A 25,025-nucleotide genomic window follows, 5' to 3' on the forward strand; every position below is an offset into this window, starting at 1 on the left:
GCATACATAACATCTGAGATGATAAATGGAAAAAATGGCACTGCAAAAGGAATTGATACTGCAATAATGACAGCTAAAGAACCAAAAATATGTTTTTTCTCATAATTTCTAGATAACTCCATTTTTACCCCTCCAATTATACATTTCAATTAATTAATACGACCAAAATATGGAAAAGTTTCAAAAAAATAATTTTATTCAGAATTTCTTAACCTATAAAAAAGGCACAGATAATTAATTATCTGTGCCGCTTTATTTTAATACCCGATTTATACACTATTTTATAAGCTAATACCATTGACAATTTAGTAGTTATTTTTACTATTCCCTCCCTTAACCGAACGGGTTAATTTGACCGGATGCCCCTTCTTTTTTATCTATACTAATATATATCGATTATTGTGCAGTATACCCACCATCAACAATTAAGCTGTTTCCTGTCATGAATGAAGAATCGTCACTAGCAAGGAATAACACAGCTTTCGCCATTTCTTCTGCTTGTCCAAGACGCTTCAATGGAGTCATACTACGCAATACTTCTTTGCTTTCTTCAGGAATGATTGGAGTATCAATGAATCCTGGGCATAACGCATTCACACGAATGTTTTGTTCTGCATATTCAAGTGCAAGGGAACGAGTTAAGTTCACTACGCCACCTTTTGCTGCGTTATAGGCTGCTGAACCTGGTGATCCAACCCAACCGTACATGGAAGCTGTGTTCACGATTACGCCACCATCTGCTTTTAAAAATTCACGAATGGCTTCGCGTGCTACTAAGAAAACGCCGTCTAAGTCTACATTTACTGTATTTCTCCACTCAGAGTATTCTAATTCATGTGATGGTTGAACACGACCAATACCTGCGTTGTTGAATACAACATCCACTTTACCGAACGCCTCAATGGTTTGTTTATAAATGTTTGCCACATCTTCTTCACTTGTAATATTTGCTTTTACAAATAAAGCCTCTTTATTTAGCGCTTTCAATTCTGCTTCAAAAGCTTTACCTTTTTCTTCATTTAAGTCTACAAGAACAACCTTTGCTCCTTCTTCAACGAATAAACGAGCTGTTGCTGCTCCAATTCCTGAAGCTCCACCAGTTATGATCGCTACTTTATCTTGTAATTTCCCCATTATAAATCCTCCCCTTAATATATAATATGGATATAGTGTTACCATGCAAATGGCATTGTCACCATTTGTTCACAATTTCATTCTACTATTTTGATATTCTTTAACAATCATCAAAAAAAATCAAAATGTCTATATAATCGACACTTTTAATAGAAATGTCTTTTTGGGGAGGTTTTTAAATGAATGATGAAGTAGATACCCTATCGAAACGTCGTAATCGAACAAAAGAACATCTTAAGCTCGCCCTCATCGACCTTATCAAAGAAAAGGGCTATCATTCCATTTCTGTAAAGGACATCGTGAACAAAGCTTCCTATAACCGCAGCACCTTCTATGTTCACTACCAGGATAAAATTGATTTAGCCGAGGACTTGCTAGATTCCATGATGACTGGATTGTGGAATTCTGTTGGAAAACCATATAGACCAGGACAAAAAGTATTTACATCAAAGATTGGTAAGCCATCTTTTCATATCGTTTCCTACATTGATGAGCATCGGAACTTTTTTGAGCTAATTAAATATGAGGACACATTGCCAGGATTACATACAAGTTTTCCACAAACCATTTTAAAAATTTATCAGGAAAAATTCATCTTTGAAACGATCAACAATATTCCTGTCAACATGGACTATTTTAAACGGTACACAGCCTATGGCTTTTACGGGCTAATCCAAAATTGGATTACTAATGGTTTCAAGGAGTCACAGGAGGAGTTTATTGAGGAAGTCATTGAATTAACAAAAACCCATATATACTCATTTAAATATACGGGCAATTAAATAGGGCGTGTTCTTTCTATCTTTTAGCATGAAATTAATAAGGGAAAGTAGGTTAAACCCATTCTTTCCCTTATTCTATAAATAGATTACTTTTCCATTACTAAGTGTCTTCTTTTTGTAAAGATGAACACTATAACTCCAGACATGAACAAAGAAGCCCCGATTAAAAGCAAATTGTAATAATTAGTTGCGGTTTTAGGTAATTTACCTTTTGATGTATTTTTCTTTGTATCCTTTTTACCATCATCTTTCGGTCCTTTTGATGGATCTTTGGCAACAGGAGGCGGTGTCCCACCGTCATCCTCTGGATTGTCTACAGGATCTTTAGTAACAGGAGGTGTTTGTTTTTCTACTTGGGCAAACACACCATAGTTTGAAAAATGTGTTACATCTAAGCTAATTGCATGTAACTCCTTATTCTTTTCACCTTGCTGAATCTCCCATTTACCGTCTACTTCATTAAAATGATAAATAGCAATATTGTCAGGGGAGTCAGCATCATACCCCATTAGGAGAGTAAACCCTCCTTCATAATCTTCAGATCCCTCTGGGTATTTAAATTTAAAATTCAAAGCATCCCCAAAGCTTTTTAAATTACTTTCTTCCGCTTTTAAAAGTGTATCTTCACTTGTATTAGTAACCGTCAATTTTGTTCCTTCAGGAAGGTTATCTGGTAATAATAAGTGTACATTCGTTCCTTTAATTCGGATCAATTCATCTGACTTAACAAGAATCTCTTCCCCTAAATCAATTTCTTGTTCATTGGGTGTAGGTTCAGTCACAACAGGAAATGCTACATTTATTTGAGCCATGAATGCATTAGCAAGAGCTCTGTATCCAGCTTCACTAGGATGAATATTTGTTGGGTTTGGAAGATACTTTAAATGGTTTCCTTCGAACAACTTGGCAACAGGTACGAATGTCGCACCTAATTTAGTGGTAGGTACTTCGATTGCCTCATTTAAATTATCGAGCATCTGCTTTGTCATGCTTTCTTGTACTTCACTTGATAAATATGGTAAGGCATTATAATAACCCATGACGTAAATCTTGGCTGTTGGGTTTACTGCCCTGATAGCACCTAAGGTTTTCCCTGTGTTCACACCAATATTTTCGATGATTCCTGGAATTTCTGCTAATTTTGCTAATGCAGCTGCAGTAGTTTTTACTTTAAGTTGTGCTGCTTCAGACTTCGCCTTTGCTTCATTATACGTAATTACTGCTAGTTTAGTTGATTCAACTTTTGTCTTTGCAGAATTTGCTGCTACACTTGCTTCATTTGCTTTTGTTTTAACACTTAAGATATTTGGAATTGGTACAATTGCATTAATAGGTTCAATCATTGTTATATTCGTCACTACTATGTTTAATTTTTCGGCCACTTCCTCTAAATGCCTAACTGAGGATTCTAATTTGACAACCACTTCTTGAGTATTTGTATCAAATGCTGCCCTTGCAGCATTTACATCTGCTTCTGCTTTACCTACACTGTCTTTTGCAACTGGAATAAGATTAAGTGTAGCATCTAGCAAAGCTCCCTTCTCTGGATCGGATACTAGTAAATCCCTTAACACGAAAATTTCTAAGTCCGCAGAAGTTACAGCTTCTTCAACCTTCTCAACAGCAGTTTTCGTTTCCTCTATTAATAGTTCACTAATCTCCTTAGAAGCACCATTTTTCGCACTTGCTGCTACTCCTGCAGCCACTCCTGCTTCTTGTTGTAATTCCGCTAATTTTTCTAGAGTTAAATCAGAAAGATTAACACCAGAATCTAGTATTGGTTTGAGCCCAGCTAAAATATCATTCGCACCAGCGCTAATCGTAATAATATCAGCATCTGCTAATTCATCGATTCCAGATAATCTAGCTAAAACGTCCCCTGACGTTGCTCCAGGTACACCCTTATTATGTACATTTACCTCGTATCCGTTATTCTTAAGATCACTCTTTATCATTTCAACATACCCATATCCGAGTGTACCATCAGATAACACACCCGCAGCCAATGAATCACCTAGCGCAACGTAATTAATTGTATTTGTATTTTTCCCTTCTGCTTGTACGGATAATGGTGAAAATGCAAGCATGACCACGAGCATAATCAGTAATGAACGTGATCGTCTCATTAATTTCTGCAACTTAAATCTAATCCTTCCCTTTTCTCTTTTTTCCCTCCACCTTACTTTTACAAATAGAAAGATTAGTTGATGTTCTTAATATAGAAACAATCTCCCCTTTCCGTTCTTTATATAAGTTTAACAGATATTAATTCCATTTCAATATAATTATGTGAATTTTTTTATTTTTACAATATCATCTTCTAAACATATTTTTTCCATGAAAAAACACCTCCGAATTGTTAATACCTTGAAAAGGTTTCTAAAACTATCAGAGGTGTGTTTATATAGGCTATTGTTTGTATGTTAGTACTTGATCTGAACCCGTCCCTTTTTTAAATCTTTTTTTGAAGCTCTGACGCAACCAATTGCATATCTTCAAGAAGAAGTGGATACAAATTTGGTCTTCTTCTCGCCGCGAGTGGGTGGTATGCGACAGTTGTTTGATAACCATTCATCTGATAGAAATTCCCCCTTAATCCTTTAACCTCAAGCTCTGGATTTCCGAAAAAAGACTGAACGGCAACATTACCCAAACATAAAATGAGCTTAGGCTTTTGTTCTTCAAGCTGTGCATATAGATGATTGATGCAAATTTTGCGTGTCTTCTCCTTATCATAGCCACATTTGGGCTGTCTTTTTAAAATATACGTAACATAAATCTGCTCTTTATCTATCCCTGCTTCATAAGCTGCTTTCTGTAAGGTCTGCCTTGTTCCACAAATCATCGGATTACCTTCTCGATCTTCACGTGCGCCCGGATTATCCAATATTATCATGATCGGTGCTTTCGGATTTCCCTCACCCCATATCATTCTTGACCCCTGCTGATACAAGCCGCATTCCTTACAATCCTTTTGGTCATCAGGCGTTGAATCCTCCCGCCACATAACTGGACAAAATGAATTCACTATCTTCACACTCCTTGACGTTAGGATAACCAAATCTGGAATATGAAAATCTGAAATGTTTTACTGACGTTATAACCTTCTCACTCACGGTGGACTCAACTCTACTTCTTAGCCTTCCCTCTGACCAAATCCAGTTAAAATCATTAGACACAAAAAAAGCCACTTGCTTGTAATTTAAGCAAGTGACCTTCTTCCTTTTCTCTACCCCATGATTAACAAATAAATAAAGAACACAACCATTACAACTAAACCAAATGGAGCACCAAATTTTGCCCATTCTTTACTTGTAATTCCAAGTTTGTTTGCTGAAATTATGTTTGGTATGTTTCCTGGGATAAGCATTCCACCACTAATGATTAATCCTAGTAGCAAGAAGCGAATCGTTTCTGTACTCATCGATGAACTAATTTCGGCGGCCGCTAATGTCGCATTATCAAGAACGGCTGAAATCATATTGATCCAGTATAAAGCCCCTGGTTGTAAATGCAGTAAATACTGATTGACTAATGGTTCATAACCTGCGCCTAGTAATGTTAAACCCATTACGAATAGGTAAATTTTAAAAGAACGAATGACAATCTCAGAGTAGCTTTCCGCTTGGTTGTCCCCTCCTAAGCCACCATCACCTTCAATTGGTTTTAAGGTAAAGAACGCTACTACTCCTATCGCAAGAACGGCAACAATAACTTCAACACCAATCAACTGAAAGAGATAAAAGAAATTTTCATTTAATTTGTTTGTAGTTATCGTGGATAATGGTTCCCCCACTGGTGTAAGCACGGCTCCTAATCCAATTGAAAAACACGCTAAGATTACTGCTCTAATTTCAGTCTTACGATCTAAACTTAAGATACTTACAATTGATACAAGTACAATTGCAGCAATAATGGCAGTAATGACACTAGACAATAATCCTAAGATGACAATAATGATTGCAAGAAATAGACGAGTGTCCATTTTGTGACTTACTTTTAAGATGGCTCCTTCAATCGGTTTCTTCAACCATTTGAATAACAAGCCCGCAATAAGGACAGCTAGCGTAATGAAAATTGGGTCTTTTAAGGCATGAACAAATAATTCCCCGTTAAAGACTCCACTTACGAGTGCCGCTAGAAAGCCCATGACAAATAAAAAGGGTTCTAAGTTTCGTTCTATTGGTTTTACAACGAAAGGTAAGAATAGAACAAGTAGTAAAATGATAATAAGTCCAGCAGTCATAGTTTTTTTCCCCCAATTCCAGTGTGTCGCGACTACTATTTAATAGTATTTATATCGTGAAATGATTCACATAATCCGTTTGATAACGTTATCTCGACTCTTTTTATTTTAACATACTTTTTAGACGTTACTTCACTAAAAACTTTCCATGTCCAACTTTTTATATATCATTTCCTACTCTTTTACCAAAATCCGAAAAACTACACTCCCTGTCATGTTAATTTATTCCTTTCATCATCAAAATTACGCATATTTAATGTCAATTCGGGTGTATAATTCGGGATTTGGGACTATTTCTAAGAAATAAGTAGATTATGTCTACTAGAAGATCCTTAAAGAGTCCTTATCACGAAATACGTTAGATTATCGCATTTGATTCCTTTACTTTCTTATTGATATACTTACAATCGGTTAAGCGAACCGTACGTTACTATTTATTTTGCAGGATATCTTCTTGTGAAATCATTCACAAACAAAATGAAAAAGGAGTTGATAAGATGGGATCTGTTATCCAATCGGAGCAAAATCGCAACGAAGCGTTGAGTGATGATTATTCCTTGGATAGAGTACCACTTAACAAGAGAAACATGAGTTGGTTAAGTATAACGAATATTACATTCGGAATTGCAACGGCTATTTTTTATTTTCAAATGGGATCTGTTATGGCCCTTCAGTTTGGTGCTATTAACGCGATCATTTCCGCTATATATGCGATCATCGTTGCCGGTATTCTTGGAACTTTCATTGCGTACTTATCAGCCAAGTCTGGTATGAACGTCAATCTATTATCAAGGGGTGGCGGTTTCGGTTACATCGGCGCATCATTAACCTCCATTATTTATGCCACAAACTTCATCATGTATTGTGCACTTGAAGGCTTAATTTTAGTTTCCGCAGTCCACGAATTCTTACCTATTATTCCTGAATGGGCTTTAATTCTATTCTTTGGAACCCTTGTCATTCCATTAAATTGGTTTGGAATCAAGCAATTGGATAAATTACAAAAATGGTCATTACCACTATTTGGCCTCTTTTTAATTGCCGCAATTATAGTAGCAGCTATGACACCGTCTTTATACGACGGAAGCTTTTGGTCTTACATGCCAGAAAATGTGCAAGTTGGAGGAACTGCTCTCTTGCTTTGTATTGGGATGCAGCATGGAATTATGGGATTAACTCCCCTACTAGCATCTGATTACGCACGATTTCTTAAACCTAAGGACACGAAAATTGGAATATTTGCGATTGGATTTATTCCACAAATCTTTTGTTTCGGTGTAATGGGAGGCTTGGGTATTTGGTTTGGCGTTCGTCTTGGTGAGCCAAATCCTGGTGTGTATATCGTTACTCTTCTAGGTATGTGGGGAGCACTATTTACGATGATTACCCAAGTAAGAATTAATGTTACAAATATTTATAGTGGTTCACTATCACTTTCAAATTTCTTCGAAAATATTTTTCATTTTAAACCCGGAAGACGCTTTTGGGTCGTTGTAACCGGAGTTTCTGCCATCATTCTAATGCTTACCGATATAGTCAATCATCTTGGCACAGTTTTGACCTTCCAAGGTGTTTTCCTTTTATCTTGGGCATCTATTTTAGTTACCGATGCTGTTTTTGTTAAGAAAATATTAAAGATTGGTCCTCGGTATTATGATGCTAAACAAGAGAACTTATTCAAATGGAATCCCGTCGGTGTTGGGGCACTGTTAATTTCATGCAGTCTTGGTACTGTAGCTGCACTAGGATTTATGGGAACCTTTTTACAAAGTACGGCAGCATTCTTTGCAAGTATTTTAGCAGCGATCCTAACGATTATTTTGGCGATTGCTACAAAAGGAAAATATTATGTGAAGAAGGAAGCAACTGATATTAAAAAAGAAGAATACGTCGCTTAACGTGTTAACCCTCTACATTTCATGTGTAGAGGGTTTTTTCTTGTAAACATTTACATTAAGCCAAAATTCACCTGGAAAATATATTAAAATAAGATATAATCAATTTTAGATATACAATCTTATGAAAATTGTGAAATGGAGGAATAAATGATGTATCCTAATATTCTTAGACACCCTGGACCTACTCCAATTCCTAAAAAAGTGGAACTTGCAATGGCCCAAAATATGATTAGCCATCGTACAGAAGAATTTGTCAAACTATATCGAGACACTACGGAACGTGTCAAAACTGTTTTCGGAACGAAACAAGATATTTTACTTCTTCCTTCCGGAGGAACTGCAGCATTAGAGGCAGCTGTTGTAAATACGGTTTCCCCTGGAGATGAAGTAGTTGTCATTACAGTAGGTGCATTTGGTGATTATTTCGTTTCAATCTGTGAAAAATATGGCTTAACTGTACATAAACTTGCAAAAAGTTGGGGTGAAGCTTGTACCAAGGAAGACCTAATTGACTTTTTGAAACCGCTATCTAGCGTTAAGGCTGTGTTTGCTACTTATAATGAAACGTCTACAGGAATATTAAATCCAATCAGTGAATTGGCAGAAGTCGTACGCAACCATTCAGATGCTCTCTTTATCGTCGATGGTGTAAGCTGTATTGGCGGTGCCCCTGCTGAAATGGACGAATGGGGTATTGATATTTTAGTAACAGGTTCACAAAAAGCGATGATGCTTCCTCCGGGACTTGCTCTTTTGGCCGTAAGTGAACGTGCTTGGAAGGTGATAGAGGCTAACTCTACTACTGCCTATTATCTAAATCTATTAAGCTATCGTGACTGGGCATCAAAAGGAATGACGCCTAATACGCCAGCTATTTCGCTCATCATGGGGCTTTCTGCGGTGTGCGATTTGATCGAAGAAGAAGGCGGATTTTCGAAAACGATTGAACGACATGAAGTCATGAAGAATATGGTTCGGGAATCTATGAAGGCATTATCATTCGGGTTATTAACGAATGATCAGTATGCATCACCAACGATTACTGCAATCTGCGCACCTGAAGGCTTGGATCTTCCTGCCTATTTAGGACACTTAAAGAAGAAGTATCACCTTGATTTTGCTGGTGGCCTCGGCCATCTACAAGGAAAAATTTTCAGATTTGGTCATATGGGCTACTGCTTCCCAAGTGATATCCTTCAAGCCGTTTCCCTAATGGAAGCAGGTTTACAGGACTTTGGCTATCAATTTGAGCCGGGTGCTGGAGTAAATGCAGCACAAAAAGTTTTCTTGTCCTCATTAAGAAAGTAACCTAAGAAAAATGCCAAACCCCTTTCATGTAATGCTAGTGACAAGGGGTCTGGCATTTTTTCTTTCAAAATAAAAGGAAAGCCAACTTACTCGTGATTCATGTCGGCTTCAATTCTACTCATGAATTCCTCTGCTGCGTTATAGCCTTGCTGCCTTAAATACCAATTGTTTGCAGCTGCCTCAATAAGCCCAGCTACATCACGTCCAGGCTGTAGTTGGATTTCAATCGAGGGAATCTTAACCCCCATATACTCCATTGTATTAATTTCCTGATCCAAATCATTATACAAACCGTCTTTTTCCCATTTTGTCAAATGAATATCAAGGGAAATCCGTGTTTCATCTTGGAATGCCTTACGTCCATACATGCGAACTACATTTAACAGCCCGATACTGCGGAGAGCCAAAAATTCTTTAGTCTTTTCATCATGTGTCCCCAGAATGGTTTGTGGACTTAGTTTTTTCAAAACAACGATATCATCGGCTACTAGTCGGTGTCCTCTTCGAATTAACGTATGGGCTGTCTCACTTTTTCCGACCCCTGAATTCCCACGAATCAGAACGCCAATCCCAGATACATTCATACAAACCCCATGTACAGCAACTTTTTCCGCTAATTCCTTTATCAAAAAGGCATCCAATCTGACGATAAAATCAGAAGTAATTTCAGGTTCTCTCGTAACTAATAACGGAATCCCTTGCTCCACACAATGTTTTTTTAAATAAGTGAGCCCTTCTTCCCCACATGTAACGATAAAACAAGGAGGATGATATTGAACAACATTCCCAATTCGGATTCTACGTTCTTCTTTTGAGAGTTTGTGTAAATACGTAACTTCTTTTTTCCCTAGGATTTGAACTCTCTCCGTTGGAAAAAAGTCGAAGTGCCCAACGAACTCTAGTCCTGGACGATGCACACGTGACTGGCTGATTGGATTCTGTAGCTTACTTTCACCAGCCAGTACCTTTAATGAAAACTTGCGGACCAAGTCTTCTACTGTTATTTCCTTCATCCTACCATTCACCCGCCCGATAATCTTTTATAAATAGAATTATACTTTATGAACGGTGGAAGCGTCATCATGTCGGACCGCTTTTTTCATTAAAATCAGGAACATTTTTCCTTTAGTCCAATATAAAATTATAAGCGAACAACAAAAGAGCTTGAGATAAACCTTTCAATTCATCATATGGTACACGCATGCCTACTACTCCCTTTGCCAAAAATATATTATGCCTCTTTTCCTTTTGCTACTGGATTTTCATCATATGAAACCCAATCACTATAGCTTCCGGCATATAATTTAACATGTTTAAACCCGGCCATTTTTAAGGCGATAACATTCGGAGTCGCTGTTACACCCGAACCGCAATAAACGATGATTTCATCTTCTTTGTTTAGGTCTGCAAACCTCTTATTCTGTTCATCGTTATTTTTAAAGATGCCTTCCTTGATACCTTCTACCCAGCACTTATTAATAGCACCTGGAATATGCCCTGCAACTCGGTCTATCGGCTCAAGTTCCCCTAAGTAGCGACTTTCATCCCTAGAATCTAGTAAAACGGGAGACTTTTTCTTCTGGTTCACGATTTCCTTTACTTCCTCGTAAGAAGCCAGCATGTCTTCACGAATACGAACTTCAAATGAAGCTGGTTCTCCTTTCGGTACTTCCACTGTGATCGGGTATTCCGCTTCAACCCAGCCCTTAAACCCTTCGTTTAACACATATACTTTGTCATGACCAAGATAGGTTAGCAGCCACCAAAAGCGAGATGCAAACTGGCCCTCGCCACCATCATACGCAAGAACTATTTTTGAATGGTCAATTCCTGCCTTTTCAATTTCACGCTTAAACTGCTCCATATCTGGGAGTGGATGTCTTCCCCCATGCTCTGATACAGGCGCGGACAACTGCTTTTCTAAATCAAAATAAAAAGCTCCTGGAATATGGCTCTCCTGATAAAGCTGTTCCCCTTGGGTTGGATTCCCTAAGGTAAACCGGCAATCGACTATTCTTACATTCTTGTTATTTAATTGTTCAACTAGCCATTCCTTGTTCACAACAAACTTCACTCAAACCGCCTCCATCCTATATACTGTATATCCCCATTTTACAATTAATCATGGAAATCATTCAAAGAAGTTGAAGAAAAATTGTTTTTTAATTCATTCTAGGAGAAAGATAAGGTAAATGAGGGTCGAAAGGATGAGTTCAATGAAGGCAACTGATCTACTTATAGATTGCTTGGAAAATGAAGGTGTTGATTATGTGTTTGGCATCATGGGAAAAGAAACACTTGATCTCATGGATTCATTGTCAAAATCAAAACAAATTACATATATCAATGTACGTCATGAACAAGGTGCTGCTTTTATGGCCGACGTTTATGGAAGATTATCGAAAAAAGTTGGCGTCTGCCTGGCGACATTAGGACCTGGTGCTACAAATCTTCTAACCGGAATAGCATGTGCAACGCTTGACCATTCTCCGGTTGTCGCGATTACGGGACAAGCAGGCTTTGAAAGACAACATAAGGAATCCCACCAATATCTTGATATAGTGAAAATGTTTGAACCTGCTACAAAATGGAGCGTTCAAATTAAGGATGTAAAAACGATTCCTACATTAATCCGCAGGGGGTTTAGGAAAGCTCAAATGGAAAAGCCTGGTGCCGTCTTAATTGAATTGCCAGAAAATCTAGCACCAGAACAGACTACCTCCCAGCCATTAACGGTTATACCTATCCCAAAGAGTAAACCTACTGTAGAGGCAATTGAAGCAGCACGAGCTTTAATAGAACAGAGCCAAAAGCCGGTTATAATCGTAGGAAACGGGATAATCAGGCAAGAAGCTGTAGCAGAGCTCCAAAAACTTGTAGAACAACTTCAATCACCAGTTATCCATAGTTTTATGGCAAAAGGAATTTTGCCAAAAGACCATCCACTTAATTATTTCACATTTGGGTTAATGAAGAAGGATGAAGCCCTCCCTTTAATAAATGAATCGGATTTACTTATTGTCATTGGGTATGATGTAATTGAGAAACCGCCTATGGATTGGAATAAAAGGAAACGTCCAATTTTACATCTCGATCCACTACCGGCTGAAATGGATGAACACTACCCTGTAAAAGCAGAGTTAATTGGAGACTTACATGAAACATTACAGACGCTTACTCAACTGGAACTTCCATCTAAACAATGGGCTCCAACTGGAAATCTAAAAGAAAAAATTGAAACAGTTTATCAAATTAATCAAGAAATAAAAGGAAAACGAGCACTTTCAATGGAGAATATTCTTAGTGTGATCGAAACTCATTCAACAGAAAAAACGATTGTGATCTCTGATGTTGGGGCCCATAAGCTAGCCATCGCCCGCACGTATCAACCAAAACAAGCTGGTCGACTCATTATCTCAAATGGATTAGCCTCAATGGGGATTGCCATACCCGGCTCCATTGGTGCCAAACTCGCATGCCCAGATGCTCCCGTTATTTGTATGACTGGAGATGGCGGGGCTTTAATGAATATTTCGGAGTTAGAGACTGCCAAACGATTGGGGTTATCGATTATTGTAATTGTGTTAAATAACTTGAGCTTAAAATTAGAGGAACAAATGATGGAGGAAAAGTTCTTTCACAGTTTTGGAGCCAACTTTGGAAACCCCGATTTTCTAAAACTTGCTGAAAGCTTTGGAGTGAATGGAGTAAGACCTACTCATTTGAATGAATTTGAGAAAGTTTTAAAAGATGCTTTAAATAGCGACGATGAACTCACACTGATCGATATTCAAATGCAAAGTTCATAAAACAACATGGGGATGGTTGTTCTGCTGCAATACAAAAGAACCATCCCTTTCTTCAAAAATTTCCCCTTAACCAGATTGCCCATCTATCCGTTAAGCTTTTTAATAAAGACAACCTTGAGATAATTTCCTTCTTTAAACTCTCGAATTGTTTGGAAATCGCGAGGTAGTGAAAATTCCTCTTCAATTTTATATTTGCTGTTACTTTCCTTAAATGCTGTATCAATAAAACCTTTAAATTTTTTCATGTCAAATGATGCACTATTTGTTGAAGCAACAATGACCCCGTTCTTCTCCGTTATCGCAATCGCTTCTTTCAAGAGATTCTTATAATCCTTTTCGGCACTGAAGGTAAATTTTTTCGACCTTGCAAAGCTAGGGGGATCAAGGATTATCATATCAAACTTCAGACCTTTTTTACCTGCATATTTAAAATAATGAAAAACATCTTCAACAATAATGTCATGGGATTCATAATCAATTCCGTTTACACTAAACTGCTCAATCGTCTTCGGCAAACTACGGTTAGCTAAATCAACACTTGTTGTCTTTGAAGCTCCACCTAATGCTGCAAAAACAGAAAATGCCCCCGTATAGGAAAAAGTATTTAATACGGTTTTCCCTTTTGCATACTTATCGCGAATGGTTCTTCTCACATCCCGCTGGTCAAGAAATACCCCTACCATTGCCTCCTCGTTAAAATAGACCGCAAAATTGACCCCATTTTCTTTTACGAGAATCGGGAACTCCCCTCGCTCGCCATCTACAAATCCGTCTTCTTCAATAAATTTCCCATCAGCACGAAACCTCTTTTTTTGGTAAATCGCTTTATACTGAACGAGATTTTTTAGTGAGGTAAGCACATGGTCGAAATATGTAAAAATGCCTTCACTGTACCAGTTAATTAAGTAGTAACCGTCAAAATAGTCAATGGTGAAGCCTCCGATTCCATCTCCTTCTCCATTAAATACTCGAAAGGCGTTCGTTTCCTTATCTTGAAAAAAAGACCTTCTTTTATCTAAGGCTGCTTTAAGCTTCCTTTCAAAAAATGATTGGTCAATCTTTTCATCCTTGTTCCTCGTAAGTACCCAACCAAACCCTTTATTTTGCTTACCATAATAGCCCTTACCTATAAATGCATTATGTTCATCAATAAGGTTAATAAGTACGCCCTCTTCTAAAGAACCGACGTCATTTATTGCTTGCTTTGTGATAAGAGGGTATCCTCCCCGATACTTATTCACAAGATTTGATTTTACCTTTATATTTAATTCCGTTCCCATGATCTTCATCCTTATCTCATATCTACTTTTTACCTATGATACCTTTATCCATGCCAATTTAAAAGGGGACAGTCCCACGCTACCTTAAAGTAACGCAGAACTGCCCCTTTTTTTACTTATTCATCGCAGAAAGGAAATCCCCTAATAGGCCGTCCAAATCAGAGACCTCCTCATCTTCTTCCTCCTCAACAGGATGATCTTGCTTTGCGGTTTCCCAGTTAAATTGATTTAAATCATCCTCGAATGTATCAACGTCATGAATAGAAGTGGTTTCTTCTTCCTGCTTTGAAGCTGCAACTTGCATCTCATTAGTCGTAACTTCCTCTTGGAGGTATAAAGCTTCGTCCAAATCCAAGGATTTGCTATTTAACGAAGCAAGTAGTGCAGTTGCACGAACAGGATCTGATAAGAGATGATATATGATACTTCCAAGCAAGGCCTCAGAGTGCTCATGCTTTAGCCAATTTCGTTGGGATTTACTTAATGTTTGAGGGAGTGGAACCGTAATGACTTCTCTCTCCTTTGAATAGGACTGGCCCACACCCTGCATAACAAACTCGGCAATTTTACTTGAAAAATTCCTTCTCTCTGTTTCCTTTAACCGTTGTAGATGCTTTAATAAATGATCTGGTGTATCGGATGGTACGCGAAATGATATCGCTTGACCCCTTTTCACCTCGGTTGAGGTCGACTTTTTCATAGAATCACCTTATTCTATTTCTTTACTGGTTCTTTCACAGGCTCTTGTGATACCTTTTGCTTCTCATTCTTCCTTACATAATCCGTAATAAGCTTATAATAAGCGTTCGCCATCATCCAAATACTCTCTTTTTCATCTTCAAAGAATTCAATATTATAGCCATCAAGATTATTATTTAATGTTTTGATATAATCTTTTAACACAATGGACCCACCACCAACAAAATAGCAAATTTCTGTTTGTGAGTTTTTTAACCATACATTACGAAGTAACCGATATTGCTTTTTTGCTAACTCAAGCAGGATACGATCTGTTATGTCATGAACGCTTGTCCTGCTCCCTTTTACCATGATATGATTACGGTTATTTTTTCTAGTGATAATTTCAACGACATCTCGGCGACTATCTAATTCTACTCCGTGCTTGGAGCGAATTTCTTCTCTAATGGCTTCCAATGATTCAGACACCCCAAGATTAAAGCCTTGTGCTTTATCGTCATCGACAGTTCGGTTTCGAATGACCGCTATATCTGTTGAGAGTCCGCCAATATCTTGGATTAAAATACGTTTATCAATTAAATCCTTATTGATTACCTTCAGATTATTATCCATTACAAGATTAATATAGGCAGCAAAGCCTTCTGGATAAATTTTGACTTCATTGAATTTGATATTAACCTTTAGCCCTTGGTATCTTGGTGTTACAAGAAACTCCACCTGATGGACGGATCCTGTTAACTTTGAACGATATCCGGCATCCTTTCCTTCCTTTACCTCACGAAGGGGTAATCCTGTTCCCAACGTGTAATTAGCATCAATCACATTTTTTGAACGTGGAAAGGAAGACGTGTTTTCTTCGCTTACCGCATCTAATGCCAATGTTGCAAAAAGCATAATCAATGTTTGATCTTCTTCTGATTTACTGCTTCCTGGATCCAATTCTGATGCACTGCCACTTTTTGTCGCCAAATGGCCCACACGATAAATCACGTTATTTTCCTTTAAAGCAGGGGAGTGAACCTTAATATGTATTCCTTCCAGTGGGTCCTTACTATTTAACTCTTCTATTCCAATTACAGGACGATCCTCCGTGTCTCTAGCGATTATATTAGGTATATTTAATTCGTAATCTAGCTCTCCAAAGATCGCCTTTATGGAGTCATTTCCAACATCAACTGCTGCAATTCTAGATATAGACATTCAAACATCATCCCTTTTAGTAGATTTTTTTATTGCTATGTATGCCTTAATAAAAGGGTATAAGAGATTACTAGATTCCTCAATAACTCTGGACAAAAAGAAACATAACTGTAAACCTGTAAACACCTTGTAAACATGTCGTTATTTGTAAACATTTTTGTTATCTTTGTGTACAAATTCGTACACAAAGCTCCACAACAGAATGTAAACAGATTTGTAAACATGTAAACGGAATTGTGCACATTTCGTTTACGTTTCGTATACGTGTATACAGATTTGTAAACACCAAAAATAAAAAGGGGGTGTCCCCAAATTTCTTGGAAACATCCCCTACTTTATATATTAACTTATCTTATTTGCCCATTTCCTCGGATTGTATATTTGGTAGATGTAAGAGCTGGTAACCCCATTGGTCCACGTGCATGGAGTTTTTGCGTACTAATCCCGATTTCAGCGCCAAATCCAAATTCAAATCCATCCGTAAATCTGGTAGATGCATTATGGTAAACAGCCGCAGCATCCACTTCCGTGAAAAATCGTTCCACATTTTCAACTGATTCAGAAATAATCGCTTCTGAATGCTTTGTTCCATATTGGTTGATATGGGCAATGGCCTCTCCTACATTTTCAACTACTTTTACGGCAATCTCTAGCCCTAAAAATTCCGTACCCCAGTCTTCCGTGCAAGCAGGAATAATATCTTTTCCTGTTTGTTGGACTTTTTCATCTCCATGGATTTGAACATCCTTTTCTTGCAAAGCCGATAATAATTCCCCTAAATGGTTGGATGCCCAATCTTTTTGCACAAGAACATTTTCAATCGCATTACATACCGATGGTCGTTGAGTTTTCGCATTAATTGCAATCTCTATAGCCATATTTGGGTTGGCTGTTTCATCAATAAACACATGGCAATTTCCCGCCCCTGTTTCTAGTACTGGAACGGTTGAGTTCTGAACGACCGTCTGAATCAACTTTGCGCCACCACGTGGAATTAATACATCCAGATACTCATTTAGTTTAAACATTTCTGATGCGGTCTCCCGTCTCGTATCTTCTAATAATTGTACCGCTTCAATTGGTAGATTACTTCCTTTAAGTGCGTGCTGAATTACCTTTACAATCGCTTTATTCGAATGGATCGCTGTTGAACTGCCTCGAAGCAAAACGGCATTTCCTGTTTTCAAACAAAGACTTGATGCATCAACCGTTACATTTGGTCTTGCCTCATAAATCATACCGATTACTCCAAGCGGAACACGTACCTGGGCGATTTTAAGGCCATTTGGACGCTCCCATTCTTCTACTAATTGTCCAATTGGGTCTTCAAGTTCTGTTAAAAGAATAAGTGCATCAGCCATATCTTGAATTCGCTGTACGTTTAATTTTAAGCGATCCAACAAGGATTCACTCATCCCATTTTCTTTCCCGGCCTGCAAATCTTTAAGATTTTCCTCTAAAATAAACGTTTGTTCCTTTATAAGTTGCTCGGAAATTGCAGAAAGTGCCTTGTTTTTTTGCTCTGTCGACGCCTTTGCTAGTACTGCAGCTGCTGTTTTTGCCTTTTTCGCTTTTTCAATTAACTCACTCATATTTAACTCTCCTCCCTTTTTGACTTACCCAATTGTCCCTATGAATGACAACACCTTGATCACTGTTTACCTTTACCATTGCTTTTGTACTAGATAATCCTTTTATTTCTATTAATTGATCGGAAGAAAAATTGACTTTTCCTTTTCCGATAATATCTCCCTTTACGTTCACAACCTCAACCACGTCATTGACTCTAAAATTCCCAATAATATTCGTCACCCCAGCTGGGAGAAGACTTTTACCTTGTCTTAGAATAGCGGTTGCAGCGCCCTGATCCACTTCAATTTTTCCACTTGGAATTGAATGTAAAGCAAGCCACTGCTTTGAAGTATTCATACCTGTTAGTGAGGAGTTCCCGATGTATGTTCCATCCCCTTTTCCAGCAAGAATATCAACAAATTTGTCTTCACCTAATCCAGAGCCAATAAACACTTTAACCCCGAGACCTAACGCAGTACGTGCTGCTTCAATTTTCGATTTCATTCCCCCTGTGCCTACTTTTGAACCTGCTTCAGTGGCACCACTTAATAGTTCATCATGAATGGTTTCAAGGAAATTGTACCTTTTTGCTTCCGGATGTGTTCGTGGGTTTTGATCGTAGATGCCGTTGACATCGGTAATGATGATTAAAAAATTTGCATGTACTAGACCACTTACTAGCGCTGATAACATGTCATTATCACCAAAATTTAATTCTTCTAGTGACACTGAGTCATTTTCATTGATAATGGGTACAACATTTCGTTTTAACAGTTCAGATAAGGTTGCATAGGCATTGTTATATTGGTCTTTATAAAGGAAATTCTGCCTAGTTAACAACAATTGTGCAGCAACAATCCCATGTTTTTTGAATTCTTCCGTATAGCCTCTTAAAAGTAAACCCTGTCCAACTGCTGCAGCAGCTTGCTTACCTGCTACAGTTTTAGGTCGAGAAGAATAACCAAGATCCATAAAACCAGCTGCAACAGCACCTGATGAAATGAGAATGACTTCATGCCCGAGTTCCTTTAATCGTGCAATGGCATCAACGTGCTCACGTAGTTTCTCAATACTAAGACCACCATTTTGATTTGTTAATGAACTACTCCCTATTTTGACAACAATGCGTTTCTTCTTCATTTCATTCACCGCCAAATTGTTATAAAAAAAGGCCCTTCCGTCCTTAAAAAAGGACGAAAAGACCGTTGTCTCTCGTGGTACCACCTTTATTGACACCAGAAATTATTCTAGCATCCACTCGAAAACCTTTAACGCAGGCGGACGGTTAGGTTTTACCTAACAGTTCAAGGGACAGGTTCAATAGCATTGCGGATTGTAAAATCTTTCAGCCGATGAATTTTACTCTCTTTTACCCGAGGACTATTTACTAGTTCCCTATCATTACCTCTTATTTATATAAGTCCATTACTAATTATGTTTTATGATTAGGAATATTATGAATCAAATTTGTTGCAATGTCAATGTTGCTAAATGATAATATTATAGGAAGAATTGGGAATGAATGTTTTAACAAATAAAGAAGATACTATTTAATTATAATAATTAATGCTTTATCGTTGACACAAATAATAATATCTATATAATAATTAATATAAACAAGTAATAATTATAGATTTTTAGTCCATACTACTAATAATCTATTTTTAAATAATATAACATTGGAGGAATTTAACATGTCACTTATTGGAAAACAAGTAGAACCATTTACATTACAAGCTTATAAAAATGGTGATTTCATTGAGGTTACTGAAGCAGATTTAAAAGGTCATTGGAGCATTGTATGCTTCTACCCTGCAGACTTTACATTCGTTTGCCCAACTGAATTAGAAGATCTACAAGATCAATATCCAGCACTTCAAGAACTTGGTGTAGAAGTATTCTCTGCTTCTAGAGATTCTCACTTCACACATAAAGCATGGCATGATTCATCAGAAGCGATTGGTAAAATTACGTATGCTATGATTGGTGACCCTGCTCACGTTCTATCTCGCCAATTTGATGTTTTAAGAGAAGAAGAAGGTGCTGCTGACCGTGGTACATTCATCATTGATCCAGACGGAATCATCCAAGCGGTAGAAATTAATGCAGATGGTATTGGCCGTGACGCTAGTCAATTAATTGATAAAGTTAAAGCAGCACAATATGTTCGTAACAATCCTGGTGAAGTTTGCCCAGCAAAATGGAAAGAAGGCGAAGAAACACTTAAGCCTAGCCTAGACTTAGTAGGTAAAATTTAAGGGGTGCTTTAAATGATACTGGATGCAGATATTAAGCAACAATTAGCGCAATATCTTCAACTTTTAGAAAATGATGTACTGCTCAAAGTCAGTGCAGGCTCCGATAATGTTTCAAAGGACATGCTGTCTCTCGTTGAAGAGTTGAAAGCTATGTCTTCAAAAATTAAAGTGGAGCATACACAATTAGAAAGAACACCAAGCTTTAGTGTGAATCGTGTTGGCGAAGATAGCGGAGTAACCTTTGCAGGTATCCCTCTTGGACACGAGTTCACCTCATTCGTGTTAGCTCTCTTACAAGTTAGTGGAAGAGCTCCAAAGGTTGATCAAAAGCTAATTGATCAAATAAAAGATCTTAAAGGTGAATATCACTTTGAAACTTACGTAAGCCTAAGCTGCCATAACTGTCCTGAAGTTGTACAAGCATTAAACGTCATGAGTGTTCTTAACCCTGGTATCACACATACCATGATTGATGGAGCTGCTTACAAAGAGGAAGTTGAAAGCAAAGATATCATGGCAGTACCAACCGTATTCTTAAATGGTGAGGCATTCGGCGGAGGTCGCATGACTTTAGAGGAAATCCTATCAAAAGTTGGAGGAACTCCAGACGCTTCAGAGTTTGCTGATAAAGATCCATTTGATGTTCTTGTTGTTGGAGGCGGTCCTGCGGGTGCAAGTGCAGCTGTTTATGCAGCACGTAAAGGCATTCGTACAGGTATTGTTGCTGAACGCTTTGGTGGCCAGATTATGGACACATTAGGCATCGAGAACTTTATTAGTGTTAAGTACACTGAAGGTCCTAAGTTAGCAGCCAGCCTTGAAGAACATGTAAAAGAATATGACGTCGATGTAATGAACTTACAACGTGCGAAACGTATTGAAAAGAAAGACTTTGTTGAAATTGAACTTGAAAACGGCGCTGTCTTAAAGAGTAAAACCGTAATCCTTTCAACTGGTGCCCGTTGGCGTAATGTCAATGTACCAGGTGAAGCTGAGTTCAAAAACAAAGGTGTCGCATACTGTCCACATTGTGATGGTCCATTGTTTGCCGGCAAGGACGTAGCCGTTATTGGCGGAGGTAACTCTGGTGTTGAAGCTGCAATTGACCTTGCAGGTATTGTGAAGCATGTGACAGTTCTTGAATTTAATTCTGAATTGAAGGCTGACACTGTACTTCAAGATCGCCTACACAGTCTTCCTAATGTAACAGTCATTACGAATGCTCAAACTACAGAAATTACAGGTACTGACAAAGTAAACGGGATTTCTTATGTTGATCGTGAAACTGAAAAAGAACATCATATTGAATTACAGGGTGTGTTTGTTCAAATCGGTCTTGTACCAAATACAGATTGGCTTGATGACACAATCGAACGTAATCGTATGGGTGAGATTGTTGTCGATAACCGAGGTGCAACAAGTATTCCTGGAGTATTTGCGGCAGGAGACTGTACAAATAGTCCATATAAACAAATCATTATTTCAATGGGTTCAGGTGCAACTGCGTCTTTAAGTGCATTTGATTACATCATTCGAAACAATTGGGATACAAATGCCGAAGAGGCTGATCAGAAAAAATTAGTTCATCAATAAGAATTAAATCGCTGATATAGATGAAAGTCACTTTATTGCTACCGGTAATAAAGTGACTTTTTTAATTCTGTCAGAAAGAAAGGTAAGAACGTTTTGGTTCTTACCTTTTGATTTGCATTTTCCCTCTTATTCATGATGATCATTTTCGTTTTTAGGCAATGTGGTTGGCACCTGTGATTCTGTCCCTGGTTCTACTAACAAAAATTGCCCCATCATACCGTCATCTTCATGACGCAATAAATGACAGTGATACATATACGGAACATTAGGGTCTGAATAATCGCCAAACTCTACTACAAGTCTAACCTTTGATCCATTTGGTACAAATACGGTGTCTTTTCTGCCTCTTTCATACTCTTGAGGTTCCTTATCATTAATGTCCAAAATTCGAAAAGCTGCATTATGGATGTGAAAATTATGAGACCAGCCAAAATTATTAATTTCCCAGATTTCTGTTGTACCGGCTGGAACAATCTCATCAATTCGATACATATCCATCAATTTATCATTAATCTTGTTCTCCATTGTTAACTTGAATTGCCGAACCGTTGCATTCTCTGGAACTTCGATTAGTGGAACGCTTGAAAGCTGTCCATCTATTGGTGCTGACTCTTTTAAATCAGGAGCCGCAACGATCTTCAATAAATCAAACTCCCCATTATCAATACCGTTGTTTCCGTTAAAACTATGGAGAATAGTTTCCTCACCCGGCTTGAAATCCACCACAATTTCTGCACGCTCACCCGGACTTAACATAATACGTTCCATAGAAACTGGCACTTGAAGAAGCCCAACATCATTCGCGACAAGCTTAAAAGAACGACCATCAGTAAAGCCAAAATGATATGCTCTTGCATTTGAACCATTCAGTAAACGGAATCGTACCTGACTTGAAGTAACTTCAAGATAAGGGTCGTATGTTCCATTTACAAGAATTTCATCACCCAGTGTGCCAAAGATTCCTTCCTTATCCTCTTTCATTTGGCCATCACTCGTAAACAACTTATCTTGGATAATCAATGGAATATCATCCACTCCATAATTAGAAGGAAGCTTTTTAGAATCTTCATCATCGATTATAAACATACCTGCAAGTCCTTTATATACATGGTGTGCTGTCTTCCCGTGTAAGTGAGGATGATACCAGGTTGTTGCAGATGGTTGGTCAATTGTCCAATGTGGTGTCCATGTATCCCCCGCTTCAATCATCTGGTGTGGACCTCCATCCATCACAGCTGGCAATCTCATTCCGTGCCAGTGTAAAGTAGATGTCTCTCCTAAATTATTCACGACATTAAAAGAGACCTTGTCACCACGCGAAACCCTAATGGTTGGACCTAAATAAGTCCCATTTATTCCAAATGTGTCCGCCATTTTCCCTGGCAACAATTCGGTCGTTCCTTGTTGCATTGTTAATGTATAGTTTTTTGTACCATCAGATTCTATATTAGGTTCTGCAAGTGGTGGAATTTTTAAGGCTTGTGTAAACTCTAACTCGCCTACATTTGTTACAATTTCTTCCTTGCCACAACCTGCCAAACTTATCATAAGCAACGTTATTAGTAGTGCAAAAAGTCTATTATATGATTTCAATTTATCCCCTTACTTCCTCTCCTACCCATTTGGTAACTACCTTGTTAACCTTGTTTCTACTCTATTTTACTACGTTTTTTCTTTGTCCCTTTCGAATCACCGTTTTGTCACAAAATCGCCACACAATTTGTAAATTACCCCAATTTCCAATTGATAAAGTCCTTCTTTGGAAAGTCTATTTCGCTTTACCTTTCCCTGTATTTAATAGAAAAAGTGTCTATGAATTACTAAATTGGATAAAATGAAATTTATATACAATATAAATTTATAGGAGTGATGAGATGTCTGTAGATGTATATCTTGTTTTTAATGGCAATTGCTGAGAAGCTGTTGAATTTTACGCAAAAGTGTTTAATATTGAAACACCTCACATTATGACCTTTGGCCAATCACCACAAAGTCCAGAATACCCACTTCCAGAGGAGGCAAAAGATCTGGTGCTGCACGCTCGTCTTAACATCGATGGAAGCAATGTTATGTTTTCAGATACCTTCCCTGGTCAACCATTTGTTGTAGGCAACAACGTTACACTTGCATTAATTAGTAAAAATACGGATCATTTAAAATCCTGGTATGAACAATTAAAAGAGGGCGGAAATGTTGAAATGGAGCTACAAGAAACATTCTGGAGTAAACTCTACGGTCAAGTGACTGATAAATTCGGAATCCATTGGCAGATTAACTATGACAGCGGAGAGATGTCCATGTAAAAAAAAGATACAGAACTTTTCTTTTAAGAAAAGACTGTATCTTTTTTTTGGCTTGTTTGAGCTTATTAAAATCTTCCGAAATTCCACGGCGCCTTTCTCTATTTTAAAGTTTCCCATTCTTACATTGTTTTCCCTAAAAAAGACATGCTAATAAAGGAAAATATAAAAAGACTTCCATTACATTCAAGATTCTTAAGTATTACACAACTTTATAAACCTATGGTCGAAGGGAGTTTTATTGGTGAAATTGTTTCAAGTCAGAAAAGGACAATTTGTCTATTACAATAATGAGTTACATAAGGTTTATGGGGTAAAACCAATGTATAGGCAATCTGTTCATCTTATAAGGTTAAGGGATTTATCACAGCATTTAACCAGTGCAGCAGAAGTAGAAAGGTACAAACCTAAAGAGTTTGATAGCTTTATTTTTAATCACAAAGCCTATACGCTCAAACTCGACCAAAATGCTGAAGAAGGGGATTATATATTAATTCACAATCCTAGGCCCGATTCCTTAGATACGTATTCCCTAAATGAAATTGAAATGGTTGAAACGGTAGATAAAAAAGGAATCATTACAAGTAATTCTCACGGCGTCAAGCACAATGAGTATATGTTAATGGTACCTGGCCTGGAGGAAAACAGCCACCCGATTGATTTTAAAGATATGGAATCTGATGGTGTAGCAGACTTACAGGAGGCCCCGCCTCAAAATGTGAACCTTACAGACAATGTATTGCTGCCAGCTTTGGGAGACATCTATCAAAAAAAGGATAGTACCGAATTATTTATAACGATGGTTCTGGCAGTTAAAGCTGAAACGGTTTATTTAGGAGGCGGACTAGAAATATCGGCGTTTGAGTTGATGAATGCCGAAAAGTGGGAGTTTCTTTATAACCTTCAGGACCAAGATACGTGATTTTATCTTTAGATAGCTTTTAAC

Annotated in this window: 19 protein-coding genes, 1 pseudogene and 1 other annotated feature; of the genes and pseudogenes, 8 read left to right on the forward strand and 12 right to left on the reverse strand. The window is 37.8% G+C overall.

What is annotated here, in order from left to right; translation table 11 throughout:
* Positions 1–396: 396 nt before the first annotated feature.
* On the reverse strand, positions 397–1,134 hold the full coding sequence (locus tag E1I69_RS17960; RefSeq protein WP_136380935.1) for an SDR family NAD(P)-dependent oxidoreductase: 738 nt from the start codon (positions 1,132–1,134) through the stop codon (positions 397–399).
* Positions 1,135–1,313: 179 nt separating this feature from the next.
* Here E1I69_RS17960 and E1I69_RS17965 point away from each other — a divergent pair, with 179 nt between their 5' ends.
* Entirely contained in the window at positions 1,314–1,916 is a 603-nt protein-coding gene (locus E1I69_RS17965) for a TetR/AcrR family transcriptional regulator (protein WP_136380936.1), read from the forward strand.
* An 86-nt stretch (positions 1,917–2,002) separates the two neighbouring features.
* Here the strand turns inward: E1I69_RS17965 and E1I69_RS17970 are convergent, their stop codons facing one another.
* From E1I69_RS17970 to E1I69_RS17980, 3 genes are all read right to left on the reverse strand, one after another.
* Positions 2,003–4,054 (reverse strand): SGNH/GDSL hydrolase family protein, encoded by a 2,052-nt coding sequence (locus tag E1I69_RS17970; protein ID WP_161974931.1) that lies wholly within the window; start codon positions 4,052–4,054, stop codon positions 2,003–2,005.
* Between the two features lie 314 nt (positions 4,055–4,368).
* Positions 4,369–4,944 (reverse strand): uracil-DNA glycosylase, encoded by a 576-nt coding sequence (locus E1I69_RS17975; protein ID WP_136380938.1) that lies wholly within the window; start codon positions 4,942–4,944, stop codon positions 4,369–4,371.
* 201 nt (positions 4,945–5,145) lie between these two features.
* Positions 5,146–6,162: a DUF1646 family protein gene (locus E1I69_RS17980; protein ID WP_136380939.1), complete on the reverse strand. Its 1,017-nt coding sequence runs from the start codon at positions 6,160–6,162 to the stop codon at positions 5,146–5,148.
* A 497-nt stretch (positions 6,163–6,659) separates the two neighbouring features.
* On the opposite strand from E1I69_RS17980, the gene E1I69_RS17985 reads away from it, so the two are divergent.
* The gene (locus E1I69_RS17985) at positions 6,660–8,060 is read left to right on the forward strand and encodes a purine-cytosine permease family protein (protein WP_136380940.1); all 1,401 of its coding nucleotides are present in this window, start codon (positions 6,660–6,662) and stop codon (positions 8,058–8,060) included.
* A gap of 150 nt (positions 8,061–8,210) precedes the next feature.
* Positions 8,211–9,368, forward strand: a complete 1,158-nt coding sequence (locus E1I69_RS17990) for a pyridoxal-phosphate-dependent aminotransferase family protein (protein ID WP_136380941.1) — start codon at positions 8,211–8,213, stop codon at positions 9,366–9,368.
* A gap of 86 nt (positions 9,369–9,454) precedes the next feature.
* Here E1I69_RS17990 and hprK read toward each other — a convergent pair whose 3' ends face one another.
* Together hprK and E1I69_RS18000 are read right to left on the reverse strand one after the other, a co-directional pair.
* On the reverse strand, positions 9,455–10,381 hold the full coding sequence (gene hprK / locus E1I69_RS17995) for an HPr(Ser) kinase/phosphatase (RefSeq protein WP_136380942.1): 927 nt from the start codon (positions 10,379–10,381) through the stop codon (positions 9,455–9,457).
* A 218-nt stretch (positions 10,382–10,599) separates the two neighbouring features.
* On the reverse strand, positions 10,600–11,442 hold the full coding sequence (locus E1I69_RS18000) for a sulfurtransferase (RefSeq protein ID WP_136380943.1): 843 nt from the start codon (positions 11,440–11,442) through the stop codon (positions 10,600–10,602).
* A 133-nt stretch (positions 11,443–11,575) separates the two neighbouring features.
* On the opposite strand from E1I69_RS18000, the gene E1I69_RS18005 reads away from it, so the two are divergent.
* On the forward strand, positions 11,576–13,177 hold the full coding sequence (locus tag E1I69_RS18005; protein ID WP_242634632.1) for an acetolactate synthase large subunit: 1,602 nt from the start codon (positions 11,576–11,578) through the stop codon (positions 13,175–13,177).
* An 83-nt stretch (positions 13,178–13,260) separates the two neighbouring features.
* Here E1I69_RS18005 and E1I69_RS18010 read toward each other — a convergent pair whose 3' ends face one another.
* The 5 genes from E1I69_RS18010 to proB all read right to left on the reverse strand — a co-directional run bounded on the left by E1I69_RS18010 (position 13,261) and on the right by proB (position 19,068).
* Positions 13,261–14,457: a class I SAM-dependent rRNA methyltransferase gene (locus E1I69_RS18010; protein WP_136380944.1), complete on the reverse strand. Its 1,197-nt coding sequence runs from the start codon at positions 14,455–14,457 to the stop codon at positions 13,261–13,263.
* Between the two features lie 112 nt (positions 14,458–14,569).
* Positions 14,570–15,157, reverse strand: a complete 588-nt coding sequence (locus E1I69_RS18015; protein WP_136380945.1) for a hypothetical protein — start codon at positions 15,155–15,157, stop codon at positions 14,570–14,572.
* Positions 15,158–15,171: 14 nt separating this feature from the next.
* Positions 15,172–16,356, reverse strand: coding sequence for a ParM/StbA family protein (locus E1I69_RS18020; protein WP_136380946.1), 1,185 nt, complete (start codon positions 16,354–16,356; stop codon positions 15,172–15,174).
* A 347-nt stretch (positions 16,357–16,703) separates the two neighbouring features.
* Positions 16,704–17,948, reverse strand: a complete 1,245-nt coding sequence (locus tag E1I69_RS18025) for a glutamate-5-semialdehyde dehydrogenase (RefSeq protein WP_136380947.1) — start codon at positions 17,946–17,948, stop codon at positions 16,704–16,706.
* Positions 17,941–19,068, reverse strand: a complete 1,128-nt coding sequence (gene proB, locus E1I69_RS18030) for a glutamate 5-kinase (RefSeq protein ID WP_136380948.1) — start codon at positions 19,066–19,068, stop codon at positions 17,941–17,943. Before proB ends, E1I69_RS18025 begins: the two co-directional genes overlap by 8 nt.
* A gap of 46 nt (positions 19,069–19,114) precedes the next feature.
* Positions 19,115–19,339, reverse strand: a binding site (T-box leader).
* A gap of 283 nt (positions 19,340–19,622) precedes the next feature.
* Here proB and ahpC point away from each other — a divergent pair.
* Both ahpC and ahpF read left to right on the forward strand, forming a co-directional pair.
* Positions 19,623–20,186, forward strand: coding sequence for an alkyl hydroperoxide reductase subunit C (gene ahpC / locus E1I69_RS18035; protein WP_136380949.1), 564 nt, complete (start codon positions 19,623–19,625; stop codon positions 20,184–20,186).
* 12 nt (positions 20,187–20,198) lie between these two features.
* Positions 20,199–21,779 carry an alkyl hydroperoxide reductase subunit F gene (gene ahpF, locus E1I69_RS18040; protein WP_136380950.1) on the forward strand — a complete coding sequence of 527 codons (1,581 nt, stop codon included), beginning with the start codon at positions 20,199–20,201 and terminating at the stop codon, positions 21,777–21,779.
* A gap of 126 nt (positions 21,780–21,905) precedes the next feature.
* Here the strand turns inward: ahpF and E1I69_RS18045 are convergent, their stop codons facing one another.
* Positions 21,906–23,372 carry a multicopper oxidase family protein gene (locus tag E1I69_RS18045; protein WP_207308569.1) on the reverse strand — a complete coding sequence of 489 codons (1,467 nt, stop codon included), beginning with the start codon at positions 23,370–23,372 and terminating at the stop codon, positions 21,906–21,908.
* Between the two features lie 281 nt (positions 23,373–23,653).
* Between E1I69_RS18045 and E1I69_RS18050 the strand changes: the two are divergent.
* Both E1I69_RS18050 and E1I69_RS18055 read left to right on the forward strand, forming a co-directional pair.
* Positions 23,654–24,082: pseudogene (locus tag E1I69_RS18050) on the forward strand (VOC family protein).
* A gap of 241 nt (positions 24,083–24,323) precedes the next feature.
* Positions 24,324–25,001 (forward strand): hypothetical protein, encoded by a 678-nt coding sequence (locus tag E1I69_RS18055; protein ID WP_136380952.1) that lies wholly within the window; start codon positions 24,324–24,326, stop codon positions 24,999–25,001.
* Positions 25,002–25,025 lie beyond the last annotated feature (24 nt).

The organism is Bacillus timonensis (assembly GCF_004799755.1).
GTDB classification, from domain to species: domain Bacteria; phylum Bacillota; class Bacilli; order Bacillales; family Bacillaceae_L; genus Ferdinandcohnia; species Ferdinandcohnia timonensis_A.

Excerpts from the sequence above, each read along its gene's own strand:
- E1I69_RS17985 (WP_136380940.1), top strand. The coding sequence starts at position 6,660 with ATGGGATCTGTTATCCAATCGGAGCAAAATCGCAACGAAGCGTTGAGT.
- ahpC (WP_136380949.1), top strand. The coding sequence starts at position 19,623 with ATGTCACTTATTGGAAAACAAGTAGAACCATTTACATTACAAGCTTAT.
- E1I69_RS17960 (WP_136380935.1), bottom strand. The coding sequence starts at position 1,134 with ATGGGGAAATTACAAGATAAAGTAGCGATCATAACTGGTGGAGCTTCA.
- E1I69_RS18025 (WP_136380947.1), bottom strand. The coding sequence starts at position 17,948 with ATGAGTGAGTTAATTGAAAAAGCGAAAAAGGCAAAAACAGCAGCTGCA.
- proB (WP_136380948.1), bottom strand. The coding sequence starts at position 19,068 with ATGAAGAAGAAACGCATTGTTGTCAAAATAGGGAGTAGTTCATTAACA.
- E1I69_RS17980 (WP_136380939.1), bottom strand. The coding sequence starts at position 6,162 with ATGACTGCTGGACTTATTATCATTTTACTACTTGTTCTATTCTTACCT.
- E1I69_RS18020 (WP_136380946.1), bottom strand. The coding sequence starts at position 16,356 with ATGTCTATATCTAGAATTGCAGCAGTTGATGTTGGAAATGACTCCATA.
- E1I69_RS18015 (WP_136380945.1), bottom strand. The coding sequence starts at position 15,157 with ATGAAAAAGTCGACCTCAACCGAGGTGAAAAGGGGTCAAGCGATATCA.
- ahpF (WP_136380950.1), top strand. The coding sequence starts at position 20,199 with ATGATACTGGATGCAGATATTAAGCAACAATTAGCGCAATATCTTCAA.
- E1I69_RS18010 (WP_136380944.1), bottom strand. The coding sequence starts at position 14,457 with ATGGGAACGGAATTAAATATAAAGGTAAAATCAAATCTTGTGAATAAG.
- E1I69_RS17965 (WP_136380936.1), top strand. The coding sequence starts at position 1,314 with ATGAATGATGAAGTAGATACCCTATCGAAACGTCGTAATCGAACAAAA.
- E1I69_RS18005 (WP_242634632.1), top strand. The coding sequence starts at position 11,576 with ATGAGTTCAATGAAGGCAACTGATCTACTTATAGATTGCTTGGAAAAT.
- hprK (WP_136380942.1), bottom strand. The coding sequence starts at position 10,381 with ATGAAGGAAATAACAGTAGAAGACTTGGTCCGCAAGTTTTCATTAAAG.
- E1I69_RS17990 (WP_136380941.1), top strand. The coding sequence starts at position 8,211 with ATGTATCCTAATATTCTTAGACACCCTGGACCTACTCCAATTCCTAAA.